Source organism: Alloactinosynnema sp. L-07 (assembly GCF_900070365.1).
In the GTDB taxonomy this organism is placed as follows: domain Bacteria; phylum Actinomycetota; class Actinomycetes; order Mycobacteriales; family Pseudonocardiaceae; genus Actinokineospora.
The window spans coordinates 5,998,626-6,024,060 of sequence record NZ_LN850107.1; the positions used below are offsets into that span (position 1 = coordinate 5,998,626).

The window sequence follows — 25,435 nt, forward strand, 5'->3', positions numbered from 1 at the left end:
GGTCTCAGGCGGCCGCCAGCTGCTTGCGCAGGCGGTTGAGGGCGCGGTGCTGGGCGACGCGGATGGCTTCGGCGGTGGTGCCGATGACGTCGGCGGTCTCCTGGGCGGACATGCCCATGACGATCCGCATGACCAGGATTTCGCGCTGGCGCTGGGTCAGGATGCGCAGCAGGTGGCCGGTCCGCTCGGCGAGTTCGTTGCGCAGGGTGATCTGTTCTGGGCCGTCCTCGATGCTCATGACGTCCGGGGCCTCCGCGGTCGGGTCTGACTTGTCGCGGGTGTTGGCGCGGTGTACGTCGGCGATCTTGTGGGCGGCGATGCCGTAGACGAACGACAGGAACGGGCGGCCGAGCTGCTGGTAGCTGGGCAGCGCGCGGAAGACCGCGACGCAGACCTCCTGGGCGACGTCGTCCGGGCTGCTGAACGAGCGGGGCAGCCTGCCCAGCTTCGCCCGGCAGTAGCGCACGACGAGTGGGCGCAAGAAGATCAACAGCTGTTCGGTCGCGCCTGCGTCACCGGCGATGGCGGCCGTGACCGCGTCATCGATGGTGTGACGCTCGACCGGGGCGACCGGCCGGGGCCGGACGGTCCGGAGTGAGGCTTCCAGTTCCGCGAGTTCGTCATCCAGCTCCACCGTGCACAACATCGCGTCCTCCTGCGCCAGTGACCTACACCCCTAACAGAGCGAGGGGGGAGGCGCGAAATACACGTCGGAGGACTCTTTCTGACCGAATTCCGGCAAGTTTCGGCACTTCGTCGCGCACCGCTTTCAGTCGGTCACGCGGGGCTGTCCATCCGGTACAGATCGTAGGTCTTCATCAGCCTGATCACCTTCGCCGCGTACTCCGGGTCGGTGGCGTAGCGCTTGGCGACCTCGGTGATGAATGCGTCCGGGTCGGCGGCGAACGGCAGGGCGTCGGCGTAGTACGGGCTGGTGGTCAGGTGGCGGCCGTAGTCGCGGAACGAGTCCGTCATCGACGCGTACACCCGAAAGATCGCCACGGCAGGGAGGCACTCGGGATCGCACTCGGTGGTCGGGTACTCGCGGCAGCCGATGGCGATGGGCCCGTGGCCGGAGGTCTTGCACTTGAAGCCGAAGTAGTTGCGGTCGTCCACGGCGAGCGCGCTGCGGCCCCACCCCGATTCCAGGATGGACTGTGCCGCGGCCACCGAGGCGGGGACGCCGAACTCCGCGGCGACGGCGCGGGCCGCGGGTTCGGCCAGCGCCAGGTACTGCTCGTCGGCGGACGCCGTCGGCGCCCAGAGCACGGTCAGTGCCAGGCAGAGCGTGACGATGGCTGCGCGCATGAGGGGAGCGTCAGTGCCGATCGGCGGACCCGCAACCGGGCGTCACTCGGCCGAGTGACCCCTTGACGCGGTCGGCGGATCATGCGTAACTGTTACTCGACGTAACAGTTAACCGGCAGCGGCGCCGAGAGGTGGACGACGGATGTCTCGCGTACTCGAACCCAAGGACTCCGAGCAGGTCGCCCGCAGGCTTCTGGACTCGTCAGCCCGCAATTCCTACGACCCGCTGCTCGACATCGACTGGGCCGCCGAGCCGGTGCCGGGCAAGGCGTACATGCCGCTGGAGCGGGTCTCGCTCTACGGCACCGACCTGTGGCGCGGGCTCAGCGAGGAACAGCGGGTCGAGCTGTCCAAGCACGAGATCGCCAGCATCGCCAGCGTCGGGCTCTGGTTCGAGATCATCCTGATGCAGCTGCTCGTCCGCCACGCCTACGACCTCGACCCGCGCAGCGCGCACGCGCAGTACGCGCTGACCGAGGTCGGCGACGAGACCCGGCACGTGATCATGTTCGCCAAGGCCGTCGAGCGCTTCGGCGTGCCTGCCTACGGGCCGCCCAAGATCGTCCACGAGCTCGCCCGCGGCTACAAGGCGCTCGCCAGCGGGCCGTCGATGTTCGCCGCCGTACTGGTGGCCGAGGAGACCACTGACCGGCTGCAGCGGTCCATGGTGGACGACCCGGACATGCAGCCGCTGATCCGCATGGTCAACCGCATCCATGTCGTCGAGGAGGCCCGGCACGTGCGGTTCGCGCGCGAGGAGGTCGTCCGCTCGGCTCCCTTGCTCGGCCGGACCCGGCTGGAGGTCCACCGGACCCTGACCGCGCTGGTGTCCTACGCGGTGATCGACTCGCTGATCGATCCCAAGGTCTACCGGTCGGTGGGCATCGACCCGCGCCAGGGTCGCGCGGCGGCGCTGGCGAATCCGGAGTTCCACCAGACCCGGCGGTGGATGGCGGAGAAGGTGGTCGACTTCCTGACCGACGCGGGCATGATCGGCGGCCCGTCGAAGGCGATCCTGCGCCGGGCCCACCTGGTCTGATCACCACAATTCATTCGCCACCGGCCCTGGCGGAATCTAAGCTTCGAGACATGTCAGCTACCACGATTCCCGGCGGCAACGTCGACATTCGCCTGTGGGCCCGACCGGAAACGGTTGAGGCGCAGGCGATGCGGCAGTTGCAGAATATCGCCGCGCTTCCGTGGGTGTTCAAGCACGTCGCCGTGATGCCTGATGTGCATTACGGAAAGGGCGCCACGGTCGGCTCGGTCATAGCAATGCGCGACGCTGTTTCGCCTGCCGCGGTGGGCGTCGACATCGGCTGCGGAATGACGGCCGTGCGCACGTCGCTCACCGCGAACGACCTGCCCGCTAGCCTGGCCAAGCTGCGCTCCAAGATCGAGGCCGCGGTTCCGGTCGGATTCGGCGCCCACAAGTCGGAGGCTTTCTCCGACCGCGACGCCAAGGACTGGCCGACGTTCTGGAAGACGCTCGACGACCTGACCCCGGCGGTGAAGCGCAATCACGGCAAGGCACTTCAGCAAATGGGCACCCTCGGCGGCGGAAACCATTTCATCGAGATCTGCGTGGACACCACCAAGCAGGTCTGGGTGATGCTGCACTCCGGTTCGCGCGGAATCGGCAACCTGTTGGCGCAGCACCACATCGAGGTCGCCCAGACCTTGGCGCACAACAAGAGCCTGCCCGACCGCGACCTCGCGGTGTTCCTCGCGGGCACCCCGCAGATGGCGGCCTACCGGCACGACCTGACGTGGGCGCAGGACTACGCGCGCCGCAACCGCTCGGTCATGCTGCGCTTGGTGTGCGATGTGCTGCGCAAGGAGCTCTGGCAGATCAAGTTCGACGAGCCGATCTCCGTGCACCACAACTACGTCGCCGAGGAGACCCACTTCGGCGAGCAGGTCCTGGTCACCCGCAAGGGCGCGATCCGCGCGGGGCTGGGCGACCTCGGGATCATCCCCGGCTCGATGGGGACGGGTTCCTACATCGTGCGCGGCCTGGGCAACCCGGACAGCTTCGAGTCCGCGTCCCACGGCGCGGGCCGCCGGATGTCGCGCAACAAGGCCAAGCAGCGCTACACCCGCGACGACCTGGCCGCCCAGACCAAGGGCGTCGAATGTCGCAAGGACTCGGGCGTGGTCGATGAGATCCCGGCGGCGTACAAGGACATCGATGAGGTCCTGCGTGATCAGGCCGACCTGGTGGAGATCGTCGCCAAGCTCAAGCAGGTCATCTGCGTGAAAGGCTGACGGCGCCGTAACGCCTCACCTCCGTCACCGACGTCAAGTACACAGTCGGTGACGCGAGGTGAGGGGTGCCGCATGAGCGAGAAGCACGTGGAGCTGGTTGTCCCGGAGGGCCCACTAGGGGAACCTGTTGCGGCCCTGAACAAGAAGCTCAACGCCGCAGCCGGAGCCATCGCGATGGCGGACGAGGGCGCAGCCAAAGTCCGCCTATGGTTCATGGTCGGCATCGCCGCAGCCACCGTCGTCGCCACCATTGGCCTGATCGTGGCGATCGCTGCGTCGGGCGGTATCGCGACTGTGCTCACCACCGGCGCGGTGGCGGTGACCGGGCTGGTCGTCGGTGGATTGATGAACCCGTTGCAGACGGTCGAACGAGACATCATCTTCCGGCGATGGTCCGACATGATCACCCACACCTATCTGGCACAAACCGCAGATCCCAACCTCCGGCCAAGTGATCTGACCGCAGTGGCAGAGGCCGCCAATGCCCGCTTCGCGGCGTTGGCCACCGCCTACGCAGCGACCGCGAACAAGTCCCTGGAAACAGTACAAATCGTCGCAAAGAAGGACTAACAGCAAACGCGACGGGCCAAGCAAACGGCCTGATTGGGTGGTTCGCCTTGATTTGGGGGAAATGGGCCTAAAATCGCGGTGCGGGTGAGGTTCCTTGAGCTCGCCTTTTGACCCGCACAGGCCCATTTCGAGGGGCCCCAAATCAAGGCGAACCACCCAATCAGGCGCGCAGCGCCAGAGCCCTAGCCCCAGCCCAACTCATGCAACCGATCGTCATCCACGCCGAAGTGATGGGCGATCTCGTGGACAACAGTGATGGCTACTTCCTCGACCACGTCTTCCTCGGTATCACAGATATCAAGGATGGCTTCGCGATAGATGAAGATCCGGTCAGGTAACTCACCGCCGTAGGCCGACGTACGTTCAGTGAGTGCGATGCCGTGATAGAGGCCAAGCAGCGTCGGATCATGCTCGTCCCGGGCCTCGACCAACACCACCACGTTATTCATCGCGGCGGCGAACTCCGAAGGGATCAAGTCGAGCGCATCCGTCACCAGCTCATCAAACCGCTGGCGAGACATCTCCACAGCCACCCTCAGCCACCAGTGGAAGTCGGCGGAGGCGGCGTAACACTCGGCTGAGCACCGCGAACACTGTTGGTGATCGGTGCGAGCCCAGTCCCGTCCGGCAACTTCGCCCCCACCTTGCAGTCGATCTTGCGAGACCCAGCGTCCCAGCTCTCGACCTTGAGCGTGTCCGGATAAGGCGTCAACTTCTTGGCCGCCAGGTCAGCACCGCCGGTATACGCCGTGGTGACCACCGCGCACAGCTCAATGGCCTTCTCGGTCTGCGCGTCGACCGTCGGATACCCCCCAGGGAACGCCGTGCCAAGGTCGACGTTGCCGACGATCTCAAACGCATGCGGGTTGGCGCAGTCGGTCGGGTCCCCGATCTCCTGGCCGACCAGTGCCAGGCACGTGCCCGGCTCATGGATGTTGGACTGGTCCTGACGCGCCGCGGTCCCGGAGTGCGGCAGCAGCGCTCCCGACGGGGCGGCGCGCTGGACGCCGCAGCGGACCTTGCGGTCGCCGTCTGCCCACTGCTCCGCGGTCGGCTTGAGGGCGTTGACGGTGAACCTGCCGAACGGGTCGAGTTGGCCGCCCAGGTACGTCGCCGCGCCCGGGGTGCATTTGGCGACCGCGAGTTCCTGCCAGCGGGCGGTGTCAGGGGCCGCCGCGTTCTCGCCGAACTCGGCGGAGATGTCGACGTTGCTGGTGACCTCGAACAGGTGCGGCTGGGCACAGTCGACCTTGCGCATGTCCGACCCGTCCGGCGGCGACCACTGCAGGCAGCTGCCGGTGGGCGAGTCGAACGCCTCCCGGCGCAGGTCCTCCGGTGAACCGGGGGTGGCCCGGCCCGCCTCGACCGGCCAGGAGAACAGGATGCTGGTGACCAGGGGCAGCAGGGCACCGACGAAGGCCCCGGCCATCAGGAGCCGGGTTTTCGTCGTTCCGTCGTGTGACCGCAACCAGTCGCCGCTTTCAGACATCTACTCCATGATGCCGTGTCCCGGTCGGGCCCACGGCATGTGGGGACGCAACAAGCCCTGGACGTCAGGTTGCGATCGGGACAATCATCCGACGTGGCGGGGCTCTAATCGGTACTGTTCGCGCCGGGAGTGGTTCATGACTGACAAAGACTTTGGGGCCGACAAGCCCGCTGACAAGCCGGCAAGCCAGCCGACTGATGACGGCGCGACCACCGCGCTGCCGAAGTACGTGCCGGACACGCCGGAGACCAAGCGCGGTTCCATTAGCTATCAGGAACCTGGAAAGACGGCGCCTCGGCAGCAGTCGCTGGCCGACCGGCGGGCCCGCGAGGTCGCCCAGCGCAAGGCGCGCGAGGCCGAGGAGGCCGCGTACGCCGAGGCCGAGCGCAAGCGCAAGCTGCGCAAACGCATCCTCATCGGCGCAGGCGTCACGGTGGGTGTGGTCGCGGTCGTCGCGGTCATCTACGCGGCGTCCACGCCCGACGAGGTCACCGCGCAGTGCACCGACACCAACGGCGTGATCGTCGACGACGACTTCTGTGACCAGAACTACGCCACCAGCCACGGCGGCTACCACAGCGGCGGGTTCATCTACATCGGCGGCAGCTCCTACCGCTACAACTACGGCGGCACCGGCGTGAAGGGCCAGACCGTCGCCGGTGGTTCCTACGTCGCGCCGTCGGACCGGACGCCGGTGAAGACCGCGTCCGGCAAGTCGGTGCAGCGCGGTGGGCTCGGCGTGGGCGGCAGCAGCAGTGGCGGGAAGAGCGGGGGCAGCTGAGTGCGTCGCGAACGCTCGCAGCCCCGCCCGGACTGGCGTCAGAAGATCGAGTCCCAGGGGCTGGTCTTCGGCTCGCCCGCACGCTACGGCGGCGGCGCCCAGCGGCCCTACTGGGACGAGTCGGTGCACTACGTCTTCGGGCTCGACGACGTGCTTTCGATCGAGGCCGACGTCGAACTGCTGCACTCGATGTGCCTGGACGCCGTCGACCACGTCGTGCTGACCGAGCGCTACCGCGACTTCGGCCTGCCCGAATGGGTGTGGCCGAAGATCGCCGAGTCGTGGCAGCGGCACGACCCGCACGTCTACGGCCGCTTCGACCTGCGCTACGACGGCTCCGGCCCGGCCAAGCTGCTGGAGTACAACGCCGACACCCCGACCTCACTGCTCGAGGCCGCGGTGGTGCAGTGGTACTGGAAGACCGAGGTCTTCCCCGAGGACGACCAGTGGAACTCCATCCACGAGAAGCTGGTGGAGCGCTGGATCGAGGTGGCCGACCGGCTGCCGTCCAAAGAGGTCCACTTCACCTGGTCGCAGGCCGATCCCAGCGGTGAGGACCACATCACCACCGCCTACCTGCAGGAGACCGCCGCCGAGGCGGGCCTGGACACCGTCGGCCTGGCCATCGAGGAGATCGGCTGGGACGCCGAACTCGGCCGTTTCGTCGACCTCGCCGAGGTGTCGATGAAGTCGGTCATGAAGCTCTACCCGTGGGAATGGGTCGTCGACGAGGAGTTCGGCAAGCGGGTCGTCGAGTCGCTGCCGGGCACGCTGTGGGTCGAGCCGCTGTGGAAGATGCTGCTCTCCAACAAGGCGATTTTGGCGGTCCTGTGGGAGATGTACCCGGGCCACCCCAACCTGCTCCCGGCCTTCCTCGACGAGCCGAACATCCTCATGGAGTACGTCCGCAAGCCCAAGCTGGGCCGTGAGGGCGCCAACATCCAGATCGTCGCCCCCGGCTACGAGACCCAGACCGCCGGTGTGTACGGCCAGGAGGGCTTCGTCTTCCAGGCCTTCGACCCGTTGCCCGAGTTCGACGGCTACCGCCCGGCCCTTGGCGCGTGGGTCGTCGGCGACCACGCCGCGGGCCTCGGCATCCGCGAGACCGCCGGTCTGGTGACCGACGACGGCGCGGCGTTCGTCCCACACCGCATTCCCCAGGCATGATTCCGCAGAACAGCACGACCATGGAGGACGCGTGACCAGTCACCTCGCCGCAACGACGCTGGCCCTGCCCGCCGGATTCGGCGCCGACCTCGGCAAGGGGATCGGCGCGATCGCCCTGTACGCGATCATCGGCCTGGTCCTGATGCTGATCGGCTTCTACGCCATCGACTGGACCACCCCGGGCAAGCTGTCGGAGCTGGTCCGCACCGGCAAGCCCAACGCGGTCATCGTGACCGCCTCCGGCATGCTGAGCATGGCGCTGATCATCGTCGTGGCGATCTTCTTCTCGGCGAGCGACCTGACCGCGGGCCTGATCACGTCGGTGGTCTACGGTCTGATCGGCATCATCGTTCAGGTGCTGGCCGTGCGGACGCTAGAGTGGGTGACGAAACTGGACGTTGGTCGGACGATCGAGGCCGACGAGTTCGCCCCCGCCAGCGTCGTCGTCGCCGCCGTCCACATCGCACTCGGCTTGATCGTCGCAGTAGCAATCTCTTAAGGGCTATCTGAGTCGTCACGGGGTGTGGCGGGATATTAAGCTCACACCTCGTGATTGACCTCAAGGTTCTGCGCGAAGACCCGGAGACCGTGCGCGCCTCGCAGCGTGCCCGTGGTGAGGACCCGGCGGTGGTGGACAGTCTGTTGTCCGCCGACGAGCGGCGCAGGTCGACCATCTCCCGTGCCGACAACCTGCGCGCTGAGCAGAAGGTGTTCGGCAAGCAGGTGGGCAAGGCTCGGGGCGAAGAGCGTGAGGCGCTGTTGGTCAAGGGCAAGGAGATGGCCGCTGAGGTCAAGTCCGCCGAGGCCGAGCAGGGTGAGGCTGAGAAGGCGTTCGAGGAACTTCACCGGGCCCTGCCGAACCTTGTCCACCCGTCCGCCCCGGTCGGCGGCGAGGATGACTACACAGTCCTTGAGCATGTCGGTGAGCCTCGGGTGTTCGACTTCGAGCCGCTCGATCACCTTGACCTCGGCGTCCGCCTCGGTGCGCTCGACATGGAGCGTGGGGCGAAGATCTCCGGGTCGCGCTTCTACTTCCTGACCGGGGTCGGGGCGCAGTTGCAGCTCGCCCTGCTGAACATGGCCGCCGCGCAGGCCGCCGCCGCCGGGTTCACGCTGATGATCACGCCAGTCCTCGTCCGGCCGGAGATCATGGCGGGGACCGGGTTCCTGGGTGCCCACGCGAGCGAGATCTACCGGCTTCGGGACGACGATCTGTACCTGGTCGGGACGTCCGAGGTGGCGTTGGCGGGGTACCACGCCGACGAGATCATCGACCTGGGAAGCGGGCCCAAGCGGTACGCGGGGTGGTCGAGCTGTTTCCGGCGCGAGGCTGGGTCGTACGGCAAGGACACGCGCGGGATCATCCGGGTGCACCAGTTCGACAAGGTCGAGATGTTCTCCTACTGCAAGCCGGAGGACGCCGAGGCCGAGCACGAGCGGCTGTTGGGCTGGGAGCGGGAGATGCTGGCCAAGATCGAGGTCCCGTACCGGATCATCGACACCGCCACCGGCGATCTGGGGACCAGCGCCCACCGCAAGTTCGACTGTGAGGCGTGGATTCCCACCCAGCAGGCCTACCGCGAGCTGTCGTCCACCTCGAACTGCACCACGTTCCAGGCCAGGCGCCTCGGGGTGCGGTACCGCGATGAGAACAACAAGCCGCAGGTGGCCGCCACGCTCAATGGCACCCTGGCCACCACCCGCTGGATCGTGGCGATCCTGGAGAACCACCAGCAGGCCGACGGCTCGGTCGTCGTGCCGCAGGCGTTGCGGCCGTTCCTTGGGCGCGACGTGATCGAACCAGTGAGCTGACGCGAAATGAGGGGCACCCGGCTGGGTGCCCCTCATTTCGTTGTCCGTCAGTCGCGCGCGGCGGACTTGCGGCGGGTGAACCACAGGGCGCCGCCGCCCGCGGCGAGCAGGGCCGCGCCGAGGCCCAGGATCGGCATCGGGTTGGCGCCGGTCTCGGCGAGGTCGTCGGTCTTGGCGACCTTGGCGACCTTGGCCTGGGGCATCGCGGCCTGGACGACGCCCGCGGTGGTGGTCGTGGTCGCGGTCGGCTGGATCAGGCCGAGCTCGGCCTCGATGGCGGCGAACGGGACAGTCAGCACGTTGTTGGCCAGGTTGGTCTCACCGAAGATGCTGCGCTCGGCCTCGAGCTTGATCTCGGCGTTGCTGAACGCGCGCTCGACCTTCACCTTGGCGCCGACGAACTCGACCAGACCCGGGTGGCGGCGCTCGGTGAAGTAGCCCGAGACCTTCTGGCCGTAGATGTGCGACTGCATGCCGCCGAACTTGTCCACGATCTTCAGGCCGTCGGGCAGGATCAGGTTGGCGCGCAGCTGCTCGGCGACGTTGCCCTCGGGGACCACACCGCCGACGATGGTGAACTCGTCGCCGACCTGGATGCTCAGGTTGGTGTTCGGGTCCTTCAGGTCGTAGGTCGTGCCGCCCCAAATGAGCAGCAGCTGCGTGGTGCGCACGTCCATCTTGCCCACCTGGTAGCCCGCGTCGAAGTTCTCGATCTTCTGGCCCGGGGTCAAGGTCAGCACGGCGGAGCGGCCGTTGACGAAGCTGAACTTGGAGTCGCCGCCCTCCTTGGTCCAACCCTGCTGCGGGCTCATCTGCAGGCGGTCGTTGGCGCCCACGTAGTACGTGCCCGCCTGGATGTCCTGGAAGCAGTAGGTGCCGTCGGGCTTGGTGTTCTCGTAGGTGTCGCGGCCGGTGGTCTCGTTGTGCAGGCCGAGGAAGTTGTCGCCGATCCGGGGCTCGTCGGCCTGGTGCTTGCCGTCGCCGTTCGCGTCGTTCCACGAGGTCCCGCAGATCGACGCGCCGCGCACGCCGAAGGTCACCGGCTCGGCCTGCTGGCCCGCGTTGAGGGTGATCTTCACCGTCGCCGCGGTGGTGGCGGCGAATCCGTTGTCGGAGTGGGTGACGTCGTAGGCGCCGAACGGGATGTTCTGGAACGCGTACTTGCCGTTGGCATCGGTCTCGGCGAAGAACTCACCCCCGGAGCCAGATGCTTTGACCACCGCGCCCGCACGCCCCCGCTCGCCGTCCTGGACGGCGCCGTCGCTGTTTCGGTCGAACCACACCGAACCGCCGAAGGTGGTGGTCGGGGCGTCGGCGGCGGCCGTGCCGGTGAACAGCATCGGGCTGATCGCCGCGGCGATCATGGCGGCGGCGGTGGCGCGGCCCGCGAGCTTGGCGTTCTTCATCATTTCGGTTCTCCCTGTTCTCGCTGCTTTGTTCCGGTCATTCAGTAAGGCGTTCGGGGTGGGGTTCAGGTTGTTCTCCGTTATTCAAGAGAAATATTTCGCTGAATTCCCCGAAAATGCGCGCGACAAATAAGCCGCGAGGATTTCGCGGCCGTTGTCGACCAATTTCGGGATTTCCCCAGTCAGAGCCTGTCCGCCGAGTACACGCCCGACCGGCGCGACCGGTTGCCGCCGTTATCGACCCGAGACGAAACAGGCCCGCGACGCCGGTGGCGTCGCGGGCCTGGAGTGGTGTTCGAGCAGGTCAGGCGCTTGCTTGCACCGTCTCGCGAGGCTTGGCCTCTGTGACTTCGGGGGCGCGCTTGGCCGCGGACCGCGTCCGCAACCAGCCCAGCAGCCGCCTGCCGACGCCGATCATCGGCTGCTCGACGGTCCGGTAGAGCACGTCGGCCATGACCAGTGAGACCAGCGCGACCGCAGGCCACTGCAGATAAGGCCACGACTGCAGGTTCGGCACCGTGGCGATGACCGCGGTGCCCGCGATGCCCTGGATCAGGTACAGCGAATAGGACCGCTCCCCGATGAACACCATCGGCTTGCGGGTGAGCAGCCATTGCCCGACGCCGGGCCCGAGCAAAGTGGGGATCAGCAGCGCGGCGAAGAACCCGTAGGTCGGGATGATGATCAGATAGGTGTCGTTGAACGACACGACGCCGTCGCTCAGCCACAGGAACACCGGCTGCACGCTCAGGTGGATGCCGATGAACACCAGCAGCGCCACCGCCGACACCACCGGCTTGGTCAGCCAGGCCAGCATCGCGAAGCCACGCCGGTTGTGCAGCACGACGGCCATCAGCGCGCCGGTCACGATGGGCAGGTACTGCACGCCCATGCTGTCGTGGTTGTAGGTCGCCGGGATCAGCGTGAGGATCAGCACGGCGATGGTGGTCAGCGCCAAGCCCAGCCGCTTGGCGAAGGAGCCCGCGCACAGCACGAACGCCAGCAGCGGCCACAGCAGGTAGAACTTCTGCTCGACGCCGAGCGTCCACGCCTGCGCGAACGGCGCCACCGCCACGTTGACGTACTCGCCCATGAACGTCAGGTAGTGGGTCATGTTCGCCGCCAAGCCGCTGGCGGTGTACTCGTGGCGCAGCCAGTGCGTGCCGACATAGATGAACAGCACGACGAAGTAGACCGGCATGATCCGGAACGCGCGGCGGACATAGAAGTCCCGCAGCGACAACCGGCCGCGCTTGTCCTCCTCGCGCAGCGCGAGCGTGGTGATCAGGTAGCCGGAGAGCGCGAAGAAGACGTGCACCCCGATCCAGCCCGAGATCCACGCCCAGCTCGGACCACCGAAGTGGAAGGCCACGACGATGAGCGCCGCGACCGCGCGTAAGCCGTCGAGCGCGGGAAAGCGGCGCATGGCCAAGTAGTCGTCATACGTCAGTGATCGCACGTGGGTCCCCTCAGTCGACCTGGTCGGCGATGTACTTGCCGATCTCCAGCGCGCAGGTCGCGGCTGGGGACGGCGCGTTGAGCACGTGCACCTGGTTGGGTGCGCTCTCGATAAGGAAGTCCTGGACCATAGACCCGTCGGGCAGCAGCGCCTGCGCCCGCACCCCGGCGCCGGAGCGCACGATGTCGTCGGGGCCGACCGCGGGCACGAGCTTGGCCAGGCTGGCGGCGAACCGGCGCCGCGACAGCGAGCGGCGGACCTCGTCGAGGCCGATCGGATAGGCGTACTTGCGGGCCAGCTTCCACACACCGGGGAAACGGGCGGTCTCGGCGAGGTCCTTGGCCGAGAAGTCGCGCCAGCGGTAGCCCTCGCGGCGCAGCGCGAGCACGGCGTTGGGGCCCGCGTGCACGCTGCCGTCGAGCATCCGGGTCAGGTGCACGCCGAGGAACGGCAGCGACGCGTCCGGCACCGGGTAGATCAGGCCGCGGACCAGGTGGGCGCGCTCGGGCTTGAGCTCGTAGTACTCGCCGCGGAACGGAACGATCTTGGCCTTGGGGGTGAGCCCGGCCATCCGCGCGATCCGGTCGCTGTGCAGGCCCGCGCAGTTGACCAGCGCGTCGGCCCGGAGCACCTCGGTGCCGGTGGCGATCTCCACCCCGCCCATGCGCCCCGGCCGGATGCCCAGCGCGGGGGTGGACAGCCGCAGGTCGGCGCCCGCGTCGGTGAGTAGCCGCACCAGCGCGGCGCACACGGCGGGGAAGTCGATGATGCCGGTGCTCTCCACCCGCAGCGCCGACACGCAGGCCACCTCGGGCTCGTAGTCGCGCGCCTCGGCCTGGGAGATCAGCTTGGCGGGAACACCGTTGGCCTCGGCCCGCTCGGCCAGCACGCCCAGCGCGGGCAGCTCCGACTCGTCGGTGGCGACCACGAGCTTGCCGCACACCTCGACGGGCACGCCGTGCTCGCGGGCGAACTCGACGATCGAGCGGTTGCCCGCCACCGACATCTTCGCCTTGAACGAGCCGGGCGCGTAGTACAGGCCCGCGTGCACGACGTTCGAGTTGTGTCCGGTCTGGTGGCCCGCCCAGTGGGCTTCCTTCTCCAGCACGGTGACCCGGTGCCCACGACCCACCAGCTCGTGGGCCGTCGCGAGCCCGAGGATGCCGCCTCCGATAACCACGATGTGTCGCACGACCCAGGAGGGTACGGGGCGGCCAAATGTGACCTGAGCACCGCTATACACTCGCGACGGTCAAACTTGGGAGACGTATGTCTGACATCATCGCCCTCGGCCAGCCCACCGTCGGCGACGAGGAGCTCGCCGCGGTCGCCGAGGTCTTCAAGTCCGGGTGGCTCTCCGGGGCGGGCCCCACCTGCGGGAAGTTCGAAAGCCGCTTCGCCGAGATCGCCGGGGCGGAGCACGTGCTGGCGGTCAACAACTGCGGCGCGGCCCTGCACCTGGCCCTCCAGGTCGCCGGGGTCAAGCCCGGTGACGAGGTCATCGTCGGCGACTACACCTTCCCCGCCACGGGGCATTCGGTGGTCTGGTCCGGCGCCACGCCGGTCTTCGCCGACATCCGCCCCGACATCTGGAGCGCCGACCCGGCCGCGGTCGAGGCGGCCATCACCCCGCGCACGACCGGCATCATCGCCGTCGACGTCTTCGGCCAGCCCGCCGACTACGACGAGCTGCGCGCCATCGCCGACAAGCACGGCCTGTTCCTCATCGAGGACGGCGCCTGCTCGGCGGGCGCGAGCTACAAGGGCCGTCCCGCGGGCGGCCTCGCCGACCTGACCACCTTCAGCTTCCACGGCCGCAAGGGCATCACCGCGGGCGAGGGCGGCGCGCTGACCACGAACAACGCCGAGTACGCCGCGCTGGCCCGCAAGATGCACACCTACGGCATCGCCCCCGCGATCACCCGCGAGGGCGCCAGCGACCTGCCGGTGCCCAGCTTCGACCTGGCGGGCTACAACTACCGCATGTCCGACGTGATGGCGGGCATCATGCTCGCCCAGCTCGACCGGCTGCCGACCCTGCTGGCCAACCGCGCGCGGGTCGCCAAGCTCTATGAGAGCCTGCTCGGCGACGTCGACGGCCTCACCCTGCCGGTCGCGCTCGACGACCGGGTGCACCCGTGGCAGTCCTACGTGGTCACCCTCGACCACGGCATCGACCGCGGCAAGGTCGCCAAGGGCCTGCGCGACCAGGGCGTGCAGTGCAACATCGGCACCTACGCCTCCCATCTGCAGCCGGTGTACGGCACCACCGCGGCCTGCCCGGTTTCGGCGGACCTGTTCACCCGCCACCTGGCCATCCCCATGCACGCCAACCTCACCGACGACGAGGTGGAACGGGTCGCATCGACCCTGCGCACCGTGCTCGCCGACGCCCGCTGACCCCGATCTCCAGGAGTTACCCAGCCATGTCCCCCCGCACTGTTCTGGTCACCGGCGGCGCCGGCTTCATCGGCATGCACGTCGTCCCCATGCTGCTGGAGAAGGGCTACCACGTCCGGATCCTCGACAACATGTTCCGCGGCGACCGCGACAAGGTCGGCGAGCTGGTCGCCACCGGCAAGGTCGAGCTGATCGACCAGGACGTCCGCTACGGCGGCGCCGTGCACCAGGCGATGAAGGGCTGCGAGAGCGTCATCCACCTCGCCGCGGTGTCGATCAACAAGAGCGTCGCCGACCCGTTCGAGAGCGTCGACATCAACATGGTCGGCAACCACAACGTCTTCGCCGCCGCGGCCGACCACGGCGTGCGCAGGCTCGTGTTCGCCTCATCGGCGTCGGTCTACGGCGACCCCAAGAAGCTGCCGATGCACGAGGACGACGAGCTCTCGCCGCTGACGCCGTACTGCATCGCCAAGCGCTCCGGCGAGGACCTGCTCGGCTTCTACCAGCGCACCAAGGGCCTGTCGTGGGTCGCGCTGCGCTTCTTCAACGTCTACGGCCCCGGCCAGAAGACCACCGCGTACTACACCTCGGTGATCAACCACTTCGTCAACCGCCTGCGCAACGGCCTGCCGCCGGTCATCGACGGCAAGGGCGAGCAGTCGATGGACTTCATCCACGTCCACGACATCGCCGCGTCGGTCGTGGCCGCCCTGGAGTCCGAGGGCGACAACGTGCCGGTCAACATCGGCACTGGCATCGACACCTCCATCGCCGACCTTGCCAAGATCCTCATCAACGCCGTCGGCGTCGACGTCGAACCCCAGTTCAACCCGCGCGACGTGCTCGTCTCCCGCCGCGCCGCCGACATCACCAGGGCCAAGGAGGTCCTGGGCTGGGAGCCCACCATCACCGTCGAGGACGGCATGACCGACCTCATCCGAAACGGCGGCTGATGTTCTTCGACGACGAGCGCAGCAACCGGCTGCGTCCGCACATCCTGACCGAGCTCGTGGGTCAGTTCATGAACGACGCCGAACGGGCCAAGCTGTTCGGGTTGCCGGAGACCACCCGCATCCGCGAGCGGGCGAAGGTGATCAGCCCGAACAACCTGCGCATCGGCGAGTACTGCTGGATCGGCGAGGGTGCCGTCCTCGACGCCAGCGGCGGCATGGAGATCGGTGAGCACACCAGCATCGGTCTCAACTGCCTGATCTTCACCCACTCCAGCTGGCTGGCGAACATGATGCTGGAGAACCACTCGGGCACCGACCTGATCGAGCGCAAGCCGGTGCGCATCGGCAAGGGCTGCTTCATCGGCGGCAACAGCGTGATCATGCCGGGGGTGACCATCGGCGACTTCGCCACCGTCCAGCCGCTGTCGGTGGTGGCCAAGGACGTGCCGGAACGCTCGCTGGTCGCGGGCAACCCGGCCAGGGTGTTCCAGAAGTACGACGACGAGTACATCCAGGCCGAGGCCGAACGGGTCCGCGCCGACAACGCCCGCCGCCGCGAGGAAGCCGCCGCGCGGGGCGAGGACGTCGTGTGGGGCGCACCTCCCGGGGTCCTGCCGGAATGACGCCGCCGAACTGCCCCCGAGGTCTCTCGGGGGCAGTTCGTCATCCGCTCACACCAGCGGGCTCGACAGTCCCGCCGAGATCGCGTTGCGCAGGATCGTCGACGCCGCGCCGCTCGGGCCGAGTGCCCCGTTGAAGGTCATCGATCCGGTGGAGAACACCCAGCCGCCGTTGGGCTTGGTCTGGTGGATCATCTCCGCTTGGGAGTTCTGGCCGCGCGCGATGATCGTGGTGCCAGGCTGCGCGCCCGATGGGGTGTTGTCGACCTCCCAGCCCGCCGCGGTGAAGTTGTAGGCGGTCTCGCCGAAGGTGTCGCCGATCCCCAGGCCCGTGCCCGCCAGGAACGGATGGGTGGAGACCACCTCGTACGCGCCGAAGTCCATGAACGTGGTCTCGTCGTAGTCGACGCCGATCAGTTGGCTGGCGGGTTGGCCGAGTCCGGCGAAGAGCACATGCGCGCCGGTCGACGACCGGAACACGATCGAGTCGCCGCCCGGCTGCCAGGTGATGCGCTCGTAGATCGCGTTGCCGCCGGTGACCACGACGTGGCCGCCGCCCGCCAGGTAGTCCCGCAGCGAGTCGCGCATCTTCTGCGACCAGTACTCCGGGTGGCTGCCCAGGACCAACACCTCGTACTGGGCCAGCCAGCTCGGGTCGTGGTCGAGGTCGCCGTCCTGGTAGCAGTCGAAGGTGAACCCTCGGTCGACCATCCAGCGCAGCAGCAGGAGATCGCTGTAGAACGTGTGGTTCATCCGCCCGCGTCCGGTGATCCACGTGCTGTTGCTCGGGCGCAGCGAGGCGACCACCCTGGCCACCCCGGCTTGGCCGACGGTCGCGTACTGGCTGTGTCCGCCCCAGGTGTTGTAGGCGCTGTAGGTGTTCGTCGGAAGCATGACCGCGATCGGCGCGAGCGTGCCCGCGGGCCGGACCACGAACGGAATGTCGAACCGGGTGTGGCGCACGCCGTTGAGGAGGCCCCGCAGCCTGCACAGATAGACCCCCGACCGCCACGTGGTCGGGATGGTGAGAGTGAAGTCGGCCGCCCACGCGCAGCCGTTCGAGCGGTAACCGCCGGGGAGCAGTTGCAGCCTGCCGGGCCGGGTCACCGGGCCCCACACGGTGCCCTGGGATTGTCCGGCGACGGCCAACCGCTCGATGTGCGCTTCCACGCTGGTGTACGTGCTCGACACGGCGAAGCCCTGCGGACCGCCCGCCCGCGGACTCAGATCCGTCGGGTAGCCCTGCAGCGCGGCGGTCGACTCGATGGTGAAGCCCTCGCCGACGGACAGTCCGCTGCCGCCGTTGAACCAGGCGATGTTGGCGCCGCCGATGATGTTCTCGGAGTTCATGAGCCGGAACCACATGAGTCGGTGGTCGAGGCCCGGGGTGGTCGCGCCGTCCAGGAACACCGTGTAGACGGTGCCAGAAGTGTTGGCGAACCAGGTTTTCTGCGCGCTGTCGGAGAATCCGGTCCCGACCAGCACGCCGTTGCCGCCGTTGGCCCAGGCGCCCGGGCCCGCGGTGCCGTCGGTGCGCAGGTAGCGGTACCAGACCAGGTCGCTGCTGCCCTGTCGGATCCCGTAGATCACTCCGTTGGGATCGGCGAACAGCTCGTAGTGGCGCAGGAACCCGGTTCCGATCTGGGCGCCGCTGTTGGCCGCCCACGCGCCCGGCCCCGCGGTGCCGTCCCCCGCGAGATACCGCAACCAGTGCAGCGAGCCGTTGGCGGACACGCCGTACAGCACCCCGCCCCAGCCGCCGAACACCCGCGGGTACTGGGCGAATCCACTGTGGATGGTCGCGCCGGAGTTCGGGTGCCAGCTGCCCGTGCCGGTCGCGGGGTCCGACAACTGGTACTTGTACCACCGCACCGCGCCGTCCGCGGTGATCCCGAAGACCTGCCCGTCGGCCGAGGCCAGGACGGTCTCGAACTGTTGCCAGCCGTCGCCGATGAGCCTGCCGCCGCCGTTGCTCCACGCCGCGGCCCCGGTCTGCCACCCGGAATGCCGATACCAGTACAGAAGGCCGTCGGCCTGGATCGCGTACAGCGCCCCGTTGCCCGCGGGCACGAACCGGATGAACCGCTGGTTGATGTCCCACATGAGCGCCTCCTCGCACCGGGAGTAACCACTGCATCGCTCTGTGGAACACCCGCGTTTCGGGTCTGTCCACAAACAGCAAGAATCCCGGCGAGCGGCGGCTCACCGGGATTCTTGGCGGACTCGGTTCAGGCGCGGACCGGGGTCTGCGAGCGGTCGAGAACCTGCGCCACCACGCGGTGCGACGGCAGGATCGAGTCGCGCTCCTCGTCGGCGTCGACGGTGCCGTCGAGCACGTCGAGGAACCGGTCGAGCTGGGTCGCCAGCGGCTCGCGGGCGGTGAGCAGCTCCGGGATCTCCATGACGGTCTGCTGGCGGTAGCCGCGGCCGTCCGGGGTGGCCGCGTCGTTGGACACGTGCCGGTAGATGATCACGTCGCGGCGCAGGAGGTCGGCCTCGATGAGGCGGTCGACCTCGGAAATCACCAGCGAGCGGACCTTGCGCTGGCCGATCCGGCTGGCCGAGACGGTGGCCAGGCCGCCGCCCGCGAAGCCCAGCACGGTCTCGGCGATGTCCTCGGCGCCCTCGACCGAGTTCGGGTGGAAGTACCCGAGGTGGCCCTGCACGGCGGTCGGCTCGACGCCGCCCAGCGCGCGGATGGCGATGTCCACGTCGTGCACCAGCAGGTCCCAGGCCACGCCGGTGCGGATGCGCGGGGCGTACGGGGAGTGCCGGGTAGCGGTGACGTGCACCGGGCTGTCGACCAGCGACAGCGCGGTGATCACGGCCGGGTTGTAGCGCTCCAGCAGCCCGCACATCAGCGGGACGCCGCGCTCGGCGGAGACCCGCACGACCTCCTCGCTCTCGGCGAGGCCGTTGCACACCGGCTTCTCCACCAGCAGCGGCCTGTCCTGGTTGAGCACCTGCAGCGCGAGCCCGTGGTGGTACTCGGTGGCCGCGGCGAGCACGACGGCGTCGACGTCGGACAGCTCGCCCATCTCCGGGGCCCACGCCGTCTCGTAGCGCTCGGCGACGGTGCGGCCCGCGGTCTCGTTCGGGTCGATGATGCGCACCAGGTCGCAGCGCTCGCTTTGGGCGAGCACGCGGGCGTGGAAGGACCCCATGGTCCCGGCGCCAACCAGGGCGATGCGGGGACGAGCTCCGGTCATGCCAGCACCTCGCGCACCGCGCCGATGATCGTGTCGAGTTCGTCGGCGGTCAGCTTCGGGTGCACCGGCAGCGACAGCGCCTGCTGGGCGACCTTGGTGGCCACGGGCACCTCGGAGGCGATCACACCGGGCAGGTCGCGGTAGCAGTCGTAGTCGAAGACGACCTTCGGGTAGTACGTGCCGTTGCCGATGCCCTTCTCGGTGAGCTTGGCGGCCAGCTCGTCCCGGTCGACCTTGGCGTCGTCGCCCACCAGCACCGTGTACTGGTGCCAGACATGGGTGCGGCCCGTGAGCACCTGCGGGGTGGCCAGGCCGGTGATGCCCGCCAGGCCCGCGGTGAGCGCCTCGGCGTGCCGCGAGCGCGCCTCGGTCAGCGCGGGCAGCTTCTCCATCTGCGGAATGCCGAGCGCGGCGTGCAGGTCGGTAAGCCGGTAGTTGTGGCCCGCGACCTCGTACTGGTAGCGGGCGCGCATGCCCTGGTTGCGCAGCACGCGCAGCCGGTCGGCCAGGTCGTCGTCGTCGGTGGTGATCATGCCGCCCTCGGCGGTGGTCACGTTCTTCGTCGCGTACAGCGAGAAGCAGCCCAGCCCGTAGCTGCCCGCCTGGCGGCCGTCGAAGCTGGCGCCGACGGCCTGCGCGGAGTCCTCCACCAGCGCGAGCCCGTGCTCGGCGGCCAGCGGGGCCAGCTTGCCCATGTCCGCGGTCTGCCCGTACAAGTGCACCGGCATGAGGACCTTCGTGCGCGGACCGATCTGGGCGGCGACGGCGTCCGGGTCGACACAGAAGTCGTCGGTGCGGATGTCGGCGAAACGGGCGGTGGCACCGGCTTCGAGGATCGCGTTCAGCGTCGCCACGAAGGTGAACGGGGAGGTGATCACCTCATCGCCCGGCTGGAGGTCCAGCACTTGCAGGGAGGCCACCAGCGCTGTCGTGCCGTTGTTCACGGCCACGGCGTGCTTGGTGCCCGCGACCTTCGCGAACGACTCTTCCAGTCGCTTGACCATCGGTCCCTGCGCGATGACGCCGGAGCGCAGGACCTCGAGGACATACGGCTCGGCGTCGGCGACGTCGACCACGGTGATAGGGATCATTCTCCGCATTCCCATCGGGGCGGGTGCCGGTCGGGCACGACCGCTTACGTTGCTCGTCGGTGTTGGCGTGGATGAGGTGAAAGCCAGGAGGCAGGCTACCCGCGCGAGCAAAGCCGCAGGCCGTCCGGGTCGGGAGCACCGCCGCCGAACCGTTACCCTCGTATCGGCCCTGTCGCGACCCGGGCCGCGATCCTGTCTGCCGCACTACCTGGGAGTTCGCCACATGAGCCTGTCGGAGCGCCTGCGGACCGTCTTCGTCGACGCACTGCAGCTCGAGGACGACGTCGAGGTCGAAAGCCTGAAGTACCGCGACATCGACGCGTGGGACTCGGTCGGGCACATGGCGCTCGTCGCGGCCGTCGAAGACGAGTTCGACGTGCAGTTCGAGACCGACCAGGTGATCGACATGAGCAGCTTCAAGGTCGCTCTGGACATGCTTGAGGGCTTCGGGGTCAAGTGAGCCGTCCGGTGAGTGACCTGAATGACAAGGTGGCCGTCGTCACCGGCGGCACCCGTGGCATCGGGTTCGCGACCGCGGTCGCGCTGGCCGAGGCAGGCGCCACGGTCGTGCTCACCGGCCGCGACGAGGCCGCGGCCAAGCAGCGGGCCAAGGAGATCGCCGACGCGACGGGGGCCGCGGTCACCGGCGTCGCGCTCGACGTGACCGACCCGGCGTCGGTCAAGGACACCTTCCGCGCCGTCGCCAAGGAGCACGGCCGCATCGACGCGCTGGTCGCCAGCGCGGGCGTGCTCGACGGCGCGCTGATCGGCATGATCGCCGACGCCCACGTCGACGCCATGCTGACCACCAACGTCGCGGGCACCATCGCCACCGTGCAGGCCGCGGCGCGCGCCATGATGCGCAAGAAGACCGGCTCGATCGTGCTGCTCGGCTCGATCGTCGGCGAGCGCGGCAACGCCGGTCAGACCGTCTACGCCGCCTCCAAGGCCGCGGTGGCCGCCGTGGCGCGGTCGGCGGCGAAGGAACTGGGCCGCTACAACATCCGCGTCAACGCCGTCGCCCCCGGCGTCATCCGCACCGACCTGATCGCGGGCCAGTCCGACGAGGTGCTGGCCAAGGTCGTGGCCGACACGTCGCTGGGCAGGCTGGGCGAGGCGGGCGAGGTCGCCAAGGTCATCCGGTTCCTGGTGAGCGACGAGTCGTCGTTCGTCACCGGCCAGGTCCTGGGGGTCGACGGGGGTCTCGTCCTGTGACGGCGCTGATCCACCCGGACGCCCGGCTGCTGGACGCCGTCACCGGCGCCGAGCTCGCCGGTTCGGAGCTCTACGCCGAGGTCGGGCGGGTCGCCGCCGAGCTGGCCGTCCTGCCCGCCGGTGTGCTGTTCGCGCGGATGGACGTCGACGTCGCCAGCGTCCTGCGCTACCTCGGTGCCTGGTACGCCGGTCGCGCGGTCGCGCTGCTCGACCCCGCGCTCGACGCCGACCTGCTGGTGGGCCTGGTCGAGCGCTTCCAGCCCGCCGCCGTGCTCAACCCGGCGGGCGAGGCGCCCGCGGGCTATTCGGCCGACTGGGTGCGCGAGTCCGACGGTGTCGCGCCGCATCCCGATCTTGGGGTCCTGCTGCCGACCAGCGGATCGACCGGCAACCCCAAGCTGGTCCGCCTGTCGCGGAGCGCGGTGCTGGCCAACGCCGAGTCCATCGCCGAGGTGCTGGGCATCGACGCCGACGAGGTCGCCCCGACCAGCCTCCCGCTGCACTACAGCTACGGGCTGTCGGTGCTCAACAGCCACCTCGTGCGCGGCGCGACCGTCGTGGTCGAGCCGACCGGGGTGATGGGCAGGCCGTTCTGGCAGGCCGTCGAGGAACACAAGATCACGTCGCTGGCGGGCGTTCCGTACCACTACGAGATGCTGCGCCGCCTGCGCTTCGACCCGGCCAAGTACCCGAGCCTGCGCACGCTGACCCAGGCGGGCGGCAAGCTGCGCGTCGAGCTGGTCACCGAGTTCAACGCCAAGATGGTCGCAGCGGGCGGCCGGATGTTCGTCATGTACGGCCAGACCGAGGCCGCGCCCCGGATGGCGACCGTGCCCGCCGAGCGCTTGGCCGACAAGCTCGGCTCGGCCGGTCCGGCGCTGCCGGGTGGCGCGTTCAGCGTCCGCACCGACGACGGCACCGAGACCACCGAACCCGGCGTGACCGGCGAGGTCCTCTACCGCGGGCCCAACGTGATGATGGGCTACGCCGAGTCCGCAGCCGAACTCGCCGACGGCGACCAGTGCGGCGGGGTGCTGGCCACCGGCGACCTGGGCCACCTGGACGACGATGGCTATCTGTTCATCACCGGCAGGCTCAAGCGCATCGGCAAGGTCTTCGGCAACCGGGTCAGCCTCGACGACATCGAGCAGATCGTCGGCGGCACCGTCGCGGCCGTCGCGGCGGGGGACAAGGTCGTGGTCTTCATCGAGGGCGCCGACCGCGACACCGCCAAGGCCGCGGCCAAGACGCTGGCCGAGCGACTGCACCTGCACGTCACCGGGTTCGACGTACGGTCGGTGGACGCACTGCCGCTGCTGCCCAGCGGCAAGATCGATTACCGCTCGTTGGAGGCGGACCTGTGACCGACCTGTTCCAGCTCAGCCAGGCGCGGCGCGAGGCCGCGCTGCTGCCCGTGCTCACCGAGCTGACCGCCCACCACCGCGCCGCCTGCGCCCCATACGACCGGATCCTGTCGTCGCTGGGCACGCCGACCGCGTTCGACTCGGTCGCCGACCTGCCGTGGCTGCCGGTGCGCATGTTCAAGACCCACGAGCTGCGCAGCGTCCCCGAGGACGAGGTCTTCAAGATCCTCACCTCCTCGGGCACCACCGGCGCAGGCGCCTCCCGCATCTACCTGGACAAGGACGCCGCCGCCGCGCAGACCAAGATGCTCGGTGCGACCCTGCGGACCGTGCTGGGCAACGAGCGGCTGCCGATGCTGATGGTCGACACCGTCAGCATTATCAAGAACCGCCGCTCCTTCTCCGCGCGCGGCGCGGGCGTGCTGGGCATGGCCAACTTCGGCCGCAAGCACGTCTACGTGCTCGACGAGAACGACCAGCCCGACATCGAGGCGGTCAAGCGGTTCCTCGCCGAGTACGGCGACAAGCCGTTCCTGATCTTCGGCTTCACCTTCATGGTGTGGCTGTACCTCTACGAGGTGGCGCGCGAGCACGGACTCGACCTGTCGAACGGCATCCTGATCCACTCCGGCGGCTGGAAGAAGCTGATCGACCGCGCGGTCGACAACGCCGAGTTCCGCCGCCGGTTCAAAGAGGACACCGGGCTCACCAGGATCCACAACTACTACGGGATGATCGAGCAGATCGGCACCGTGTTCGTCGAGGGTCCCTCGGGGAATTCGCTGTACTGCCCGGACTTCGCCGACGTGGTGATCCGCAATCCGGAAACGTGGGCCGAGCAGCCGGTCGGCGAGCCGGGCGTGATCGAGGTGGTGAGCACGCTGCCGCGGTCCTACCCCGGCCACGTCCTGCTCACCGAGGACCTCGGCGTCGTGCACGGCGTCGACGACGGCGACTGGCCGGGCAAGCGGTTCTCCGTGCTCGGCAGGCTGCCCAAGGCCGAGGCCCGCGGCTGCTCGGACACCTTCTCGGGGGCGGCGGCGTGAAGATCACCCAACGGTTCCCGGCGGGTCCGGACACGGAAGTCGAAAACCTGCTGGCCGGTCTGACGGCCACCCCGGAGGGCGGCCCGCTCACGGTCGGTGACGACCGGATCGTCGACTTCCTGGTCAAGTTCGCCCGCAAGCTGCTCGCCCCCGCCACCGCGCGCCGCTTCCCGGAGCTGGCCTCGCTGGGCTTCTTCCTGCGCCGCGGCGAGATCGGCAAGGCACTGGCCACGGGCGCGACGCGCGACGGTGTCCTGCGCTTCCCCCGTGGCCTGGCCTTCCACGTGCCGCCCGCGAACGTCGACACGATCTTCGTCTACTCGTGGGCCCTGTCCGCGCTGGCAGGCAACCGTAACGTCGTGCGCATCTCGCCGCGGTCGGCGGGCGCGGCCAGCGCGGTCATCGACGCGCTCAACGAGGCGCTGGCCGAGGCCCACCCGGCCGTCGCTCAGACCCAGCGCATGGTCACCTACGACCGCGACGACGCCGTCACCGCGGCCCTGTCCGCCGCCTGTGACCTGCGGGTCATCTGGGGTGGGGACCGTGCGGTGACCGAGGTCCGCAGGCACCCGCTCGCGCCGCACGCGCGCGACCTGACCTTCCCCGACCGCGCGTCGTTCGCCGCGTTGTCGGTCGCGGGCTGGGACGCCGCGACCGCCGACCAGCGCCGCGACGCGGCGATCGGCTTCTACAACGACTCGTACTGGTTCGACCAGGCCGCCTGCGCCTCGCCGCGCACCCTGTTCTGGGTCGGCGACGCCGAGCGGGCGGTGTCGGCGCGCACCGAGTTCCGCGCGCTGCTCAGCCAGGTCATCGCCGACAAGCAGCACGTCGTCGAACCGGCCATGGCCGTGCAGAAGCGGGTGTCCACCTACGGCGTCGCCGCCGACGGCCTGGCCACCGACCTGCGTTTCGACGGCAACGCGGTGGCCACGTTGGAGCTGGTCGACCCCGGCGCGGTCCCGCGCGAGTGGCTCGGCGCGGGCACCTTCCCGATGGCCACGGTCGCCTCACTTGACGAACTCGCCGCCGTGATCGGCCGCAAGGACCAGACGCTGAGCTGCTTCGGGTTCAACCAAGCGACCCTGGTGGAGCTGGCCAACACCCTGGCCGGACGGGGAATCGACCGAATCGTCCCGTTCGGCTCCGCGCTGACCTTCTCGGCCGTCTGGGACGGCTACGACCTGCTCGCTGAGTTCAGCAGGCTGGTCACGGTCACGGTCTGAAACCGACTTATGCTGTCTCGACCGAACGCCTCCGGGGGCGAACCCAGT

25 protein-coding genes are annotated in these 25,435 nt (G+C 68.7%); 15 read left to right on the top strand and 10 right to left on the bottom strand.

Going from position 1 to position 25,435, the window contains the following annotated elements:
* Positions 1-4: 4 nt before the first annotated feature.
* Together shbA and BN1701_RS27300 are read right to left on the bottom strand one after the other, a co-directional pair.
* Positions 5-646 (bottom strand): RNA polymerase sigma factor ShbA, encoded by a 642-nt coding sequence (shbA, locus tag BN1701_RS27295; RefSeq protein WP_082860084.1) that lies wholly within the window; start codon positions 644-646, stop codon positions 5-7.
* A gap of 131 nt (positions 647-777) precedes the next feature.
* The gene (locus BN1701_RS27300; RefSeq protein WP_054053505.1) at positions 778-1,308 is read right to left on the bottom strand and encodes a glucosaminidase domain-containing protein; all 531 of its coding nucleotides are present in this window, start codon (positions 1,306-1,308) and stop codon (positions 778-780) included.
* A gap of 142 nt (positions 1,309-1,450) precedes the next feature.
* On the opposite strand from BN1701_RS27300, the gene BN1701_RS27305 reads away from it, so the two are divergent.
* The 3 genes from BN1701_RS27305 (at position 1,451) to BN1701_RS27315 (ending at position 4,146) form a co-directional block, all read left to right on the top strand.
* Complete coding sequence (locus BN1701_RS27305) at positions 1,451-2,347, top strand: diiron oxygenase (protein ID WP_054053507.1); 897 nt, start codon at positions 1,451-1,453, stop codon at positions 2,345-2,347.
* A gap of 50 nt (positions 2,348-2,397) precedes the next feature.
* Complete coding sequence (locus BN1701_RS27310; RefSeq protein WP_054053508.1) at positions 2,398-3,576, top strand: RtcB family protein; 1,179 nt, start codon at positions 2,398-2,400, stop codon at positions 3,574-3,576.
* Positions 3,577-3,648: 72 nt separating this feature from the next.
* A complete protein-coding gene (locus tag BN1701_RS27315) occupies positions 3,649-4,146 on the top strand; it encodes a hypothetical protein (RefSeq protein WP_054053510.1) in 498 nt (165 codons plus the stop codon).
* A 182-nt stretch (positions 4,147-4,328) separates the two neighbouring features.
* Here the strand turns inward: BN1701_RS27315 and BN1701_RS27320 are convergent, their stop codons facing one another.
* Together BN1701_RS27320 and BN1701_RS27325 are read right to left on the bottom strand one after the other, a co-directional pair.
* Positions 4,329-4,679, bottom strand: coding sequence for a metallopeptidase family protein (locus BN1701_RS27320; RefSeq protein ID WP_054053512.1), 351 nt, complete (start codon positions 4,677-4,679; stop codon positions 4,329-4,331).
* A 2-nt stretch (positions 4,680-4,681) separates the two neighbouring features.
* A complete protein-coding gene (locus BN1701_RS27325) occupies positions 4,682-5,635 on the bottom strand; it encodes a septum formation family protein (RefSeq protein ID WP_054053514.1) in 954 nt (317 codons plus the stop codon).
* Positions 5,636-5,771: 136 nt separating this feature from the next.
* On the opposite strand from BN1701_RS27325, the gene BN1701_RS27330 reads away from it, so the two are divergent.
* Genes BN1701_RS27330 through serS form a run of 4 tightly spaced genes read left to right on the top strand, consistent with a single transcriptional unit; the run spans position 5,772 to position 9,395 of the window.
* Positions 5,772-6,416, top strand: coding sequence for a hypothetical protein (locus BN1701_RS27330; RefSeq protein WP_231949724.1), 645 nt, complete (start codon positions 5,772-5,774; stop codon positions 6,414-6,416).
* Positions 6,417-7,583 (top strand): glutathionylspermidine synthase family protein, encoded by a 1,167-nt coding sequence (locus BN1701_RS27335; RefSeq protein ID WP_054053515.1) that lies wholly within the window; start codon positions 6,417-6,419, stop codon positions 7,581-7,583. It begins immediately after the preceding gene.
* 31 nt (positions 7,584-7,614) lie between these two features.
* Positions 7,615-8,082: a DUF350 domain-containing protein gene (locus BN1701_RS27340; RefSeq protein ID WP_054053518.1), complete on the top strand. Its 468-nt coding sequence runs from the start codon at positions 7,615-7,617 to the stop codon at positions 8,080-8,082.
* 50 nt (positions 8,083-8,132) lie between these two features.
* Positions 8,133-9,395: a serine--tRNA ligase gene (serS, locus tag BN1701_RS27345; protein ID WP_054053520.1), complete on the top strand. Its 1,263-nt coding sequence runs from the start codon at positions 8,133-8,135 to the stop codon at positions 9,393-9,395.
* Positions 9,396-9,442: 47 nt separating this feature from the next.
* On the opposite strand, the gene BN1701_RS27350 is transcribed toward serS, so the two are convergent.
* From BN1701_RS27350 to lhgO, 3 genes are all read right to left on the bottom strand, one after another.
* Complete coding sequence (locus BN1701_RS27350) at positions 9,443-10,804, bottom strand: SdrD B-like domain-containing protein (protein ID WP_054053522.1); 1,362 nt, start codon at positions 10,802-10,804, stop codon at positions 9,443-9,445.
* A gap of 301 nt (positions 10,805-11,105) precedes the next feature.
* Positions 11,106-12,260 (bottom strand): acyltransferase, encoded by a 1,155-nt coding sequence (locus BN1701_RS27355; protein ID WP_231949725.1) that lies wholly within the window; start codon positions 12,258-12,260, stop codon positions 11,106-11,108.
* Between the two features lie 10 nt (positions 12,261-12,270).
* Complete coding sequence (gene lhgO, locus BN1701_RS27360; protein ID WP_054053524.1) at positions 12,271-13,452, bottom strand: L-2-hydroxyglutarate oxidase; 1,182 nt, start codon at positions 13,450-13,452, stop codon at positions 12,271-12,273.
* Between the two features lie 77 nt (positions 13,453-13,529).
* Here lhgO and BN1701_RS27365 point away from each other — a divergent pair, with 77 nt between their 5' ends.
* Genes BN1701_RS27365 through BN1701_RS27375 form a run of 3 tightly spaced genes read left to right on the top strand, consistent with a single transcriptional unit; the run spans position 13,530 to position 16,239 of the window.
* Complete coding sequence (locus tag BN1701_RS27365; RefSeq protein WP_054053526.1) at positions 13,530-14,660, top strand: DegT/DnrJ/EryC1/StrS aminotransferase family protein; 1,131 nt, start codon at positions 13,530-13,532, stop codon at positions 14,658-14,660.
* A gap of 26 nt (positions 14,661-14,686) precedes the next feature.
* A complete protein-coding gene (locus BN1701_RS27370) occupies positions 14,687-15,616 on the top strand; it encodes an NAD-dependent epimerase/dehydratase family protein (protein WP_054053528.1) in 930 nt (309 codons plus the stop codon).
* A complete protein-coding gene (locus BN1701_RS27375) occupies positions 15,616-16,239 on the top strand; it encodes a DapH/DapD/GlmU-related protein (RefSeq protein WP_054053530.1) in 624 nt (207 codons plus the stop codon). Before BN1701_RS27370 ends, BN1701_RS27375 begins: the two co-directional genes overlap by 1 nt.
* A 48-nt stretch (positions 16,240-16,287) precedes the next feature.
* Here the strand turns inward: BN1701_RS27375 and BN1701_RS27380 are convergent, their stop codons facing one another.
* The 3 genes from BN1701_RS27380 to BN1701_RS27390 form a co-directional block, all read right to left on the bottom strand.
* Positions 16,288-18,339, bottom strand: coding sequence for a N,N-dimethylformamidase beta subunit family domain-containing protein (locus BN1701_RS27380; RefSeq protein WP_054053532.1), 2,052 nt, complete (start codon positions 18,337-18,339; stop codon positions 16,288-16,290).
* 125 nt (positions 18,340-18,464) lie between these two features.
* Positions 18,465-19,445, bottom strand: coding sequence for a Gfo/Idh/MocA family protein (locus BN1701_RS27385; RefSeq protein ID WP_082860085.1), 981 nt, complete (start codon positions 19,443-19,445; stop codon positions 18,465-18,467).
* Entirely contained in the window at positions 19,442-20,536 is a 1,095-nt protein-coding gene (locus BN1701_RS27390) for a DegT/DnrJ/EryC1/StrS aminotransferase family protein (protein WP_054053534.1), read from the bottom strand. The genes BN1701_RS27385 and BN1701_RS27390 overlap by 4 nt, the downstream gene beginning before the upstream one ends.
* Before the next feature lie 223 nt (positions 20,537-20,759).
* Here BN1701_RS27390 and BN1701_RS27395 point away from each other — a divergent pair, with 223 nt between their 5' ends.
* Genes BN1701_RS27395 through BN1701_RS27415 form a run of 5 tightly spaced genes read left to right on the top strand, consistent with a single transcriptional unit; the run spans position 20,760 to position 25,387 of the window.
* Positions 20,760-20,996, top strand: coding sequence for an acyl carrier protein (locus tag BN1701_RS27395; RefSeq protein WP_054053536.1), 237 nt, complete (start codon positions 20,760-20,762; stop codon positions 20,994-20,996).
* An 8-nt stretch (positions 20,997-21,004) separates the two neighbouring features.
* Positions 21,005-21,751, top strand: a complete 747-nt coding sequence (locus tag BN1701_RS27400; RefSeq protein ID WP_054053538.1) for an SDR family NAD(P)-dependent oxidoreductase — start codon at positions 21,005-21,007, stop codon at positions 21,749-21,751.
* Positions 21,748-23,115 (top strand): AMP-binding protein, encoded by a 1,368-nt coding sequence (locus BN1701_RS27405; RefSeq protein WP_231949726.1) that lies wholly within the window; start codon positions 21,748-21,750, stop codon positions 23,113-23,115. Before BN1701_RS27400 ends, BN1701_RS27405 begins: the two co-directional genes overlap by 4 nt.
* Complete coding sequence (locus BN1701_RS27410) at positions 23,112-24,161, top strand: acyl-protein synthetase (protein WP_054053540.1); 1,050 nt, start codon at positions 23,112-23,114, stop codon at positions 24,159-24,161. Before BN1701_RS27405 ends, BN1701_RS27410 begins: the two co-directional genes overlap by 4 nt.
* Positions 24,158-25,387 carry an acyl-CoA reductase gene (locus tag BN1701_RS27415; protein WP_054053542.1) on the top strand — a complete coding sequence of 410 codons (1,230 nt, stop codon included), beginning with the start codon at positions 24,158-24,160 and terminating at the stop codon, positions 25,385-25,387. The genes BN1701_RS27410 and BN1701_RS27415 overlap by 4 nt, the downstream gene beginning before the upstream one ends.
* Positions 25,388-25,435 lie beyond the last annotated feature (48 nt).